The 2,109-nt window shown below is 40.4% G+C and carries 3 protein-coding genes; all 3 read right to left on the reverse strand.

The features are described from left to right. The coding region (locus R3333_RS14225; RefSeq protein ID WP_318959429.1) for a M16 family metallopeptidase at window positions 1–405 on the reverse strand (405 nt) is incomplete at its 3' end. Beyond that, window positions 406–1,056, reverse strand: coding sequence for a pyridoxamine 5'-phosphate oxidase (gene pdxH, locus R3333_RS14230; protein ID WP_318959430.1), 651 nt, complete (start codon window positions 1,054–1,056; stop codon window positions 406–408). A gap of 1 nt (window position 1,057) precedes the next feature. After that, window positions 1,058–1,642 carry a DUF4494 domain-containing protein gene (locus R3333_RS14235; RefSeq protein ID WP_318959431.1) on the reverse strand — a complete coding sequence of 195 codons (585 nt, stop codon included), beginning with the start codon at window positions 1,640–1,642 and terminating at the stop codon, window positions 1,058–1,060. Window positions 1,643–2,109 lie beyond the last annotated feature (467 nt).

A 2,109-nucleotide genomic window follows, 5' to 3' on the forward strand; every position in this document is an offset into this window, starting at 1 on the left:
ATCCATGTAGGCATTCAATTCGTCCAATACAACCTCTTTCTCCTTCTCTATTTCCTTTTCTGGAAACACAGAATGAAAAGTTATATCTGCCAACAATTCAGAGGTACGTTTCAAATGTTCAAAAGAGAAAGAACCGTAAATACATATCTCCTCTTTGGCCGTGTAGGCGTTCAACTCACCTCCTACAGAATCTAAGCGCGAAAGGATGTGATAAGTTTTACGCTTTTGCGTTCCCTTAAAAATACAATGCTCTAAAAAGTGTGCTAAACCAACCTCGTTGTCTTTCTCAAATCGAGAACCACCCAATACCGTAACCCCCAAGTGTGCCACTTGTTTATCCGTATGCAGGTATACTACACGCATTCCATTGGAAAGCGTAAAAACCGTTGGTTCTTCTTGTATCATCTATGGATTTTTCCTAAACACCTCCCAGTTTTGAGAAGCATCTTTTTTGTAACAAATTCTATCGTGCAATCTACTGGCTCTTCCTTGCCAAAACTCAAAACGCTCTGGCTTAATCAAGTAACCACCCCAGTGCTCTGGTCGCGGTACTTCATTCGGGAATTTTGCTTCGTATTCAACTGTTCTTTCCTCCAAAGTTTGGCGACTATCTAGCTCCTCACTTTGATGACTTGCCCAAGCTCCAATCTTACTTCCTCGTGGACGAGAATTAAAGTAAGCATCGCTAATCGCTGGATCTGCCTTTTGGCATGTTCCCTCAATACGAATTTGACGCTCCAATCCTGGCCAAAACAACAAACCAGCAACAACGCCCGTTTCCGCTATTTCTCTTCCCTTTTGAGAATTGTAATTGGTGTAGAATATAAAACCTTCTTCGGTAATATCCTTCAAATAAAGAATACGCGAACTCGGTTTCCCTTCTTTATTTACCGTTGTAAGATGCAAGGCATTGGCTTCAGGTTGCTCGCTTTTAAAAGCATGCTCGTACCATTCCTTAAATAAATCAAAAGGGTCGCTGGGCACATTATCGCTCAACTTCCCTTTATCAAAATCTTTATGATCGTTCTTTATTTTAGAAATAAAGTCTATCCCCATTTTACTCGCTTTCGTCAGTAAATGTGCTTTCTTCTACCGTCTCCTCTACTTCTTCTTCATCATCTCCAGAAGCTGTAAACACAGGAGGGTTTCTAGATTCGTTGTACTCTTCCTTTTCCTCTTCTGTCATTTCTCTTCTATCCAACTCCTTATCTAAATCTGGGTTGAAAGGGAAAATGTCAATAATAGGAGAAACTGCAATGGCTGGAATTTCGAAACTTACCAACATTGACTCTAAGCTCTCCTCTATTCTTTCGAAAGCTTCCTTCACATTGGCAGCAGTTACTAAGAAGTTGTTAGAAACCTTTTTCTCTTTTCCAGAATCTGCATCAACAGAAACGTAAGTCACCTTACACTTGTACCAGTAATCAGCATCCTCGTAGTGGAAAATATCAGCATAATCCGTCTTAGAAATTCCCGTTACCAAAAACTCCCCACGAATTTGCTCTCCTAACTCTTCGTAAATTCTTGCTTCAGCATCTGTAAAAGATACCGCGTCTAACAAATAAGGCTCGGTAACGCGCTTTAACGTTCCATCCTCCATTTGCTTTGTATATTTAACCTTTACGGTGTACCAACTGTTCATAAATCAAAATTTCTTAGAAGCACAAATGTAAGCATTCAACTTCAAAATGTTAAAGGTATTTTATGGGAAAGTTATAAGAGAAAAGGGATTCGTCAATAGTGCTACTTTTCCCGAAACCGCTTTTTGAATTTTACACCCTGGTTTTTGAATAAATATTGAGTTATACGTTTGCTGAATATCTTTTATTTAAGAGAGGTTTTTTAAGATTACCGAGCGAAGTCGAGAGATGATTTTTGAATTCATTGGGCCAAATTCCACCACCCTGTGGGATGGTAAAACCAAGCTATACGCTGTACAAACTACCCTACTCGGCTATTACACTAAGGGCTTTTGTGGCTCTCGCTGTCGCCCCAACACCTCAAGTTCATCACGCCAGTAGCTCAGCCCGTGCCGCTGCTATCCTTTTGGGAAGATTAAAACTCTAAGTCAACTCGACTATTTACCCTAAAGGGCTCAACCTCTCCAGC

This window comes from Lishizhenia sp. (assembly GCF_033720595.1).
In the GTDB taxonomy this organism is placed as follows: Bacteria; Bacteroidota; Bacteroidia; order Flavobacteriales_D; family Crocinitomicaceae; genus Lishizhenia.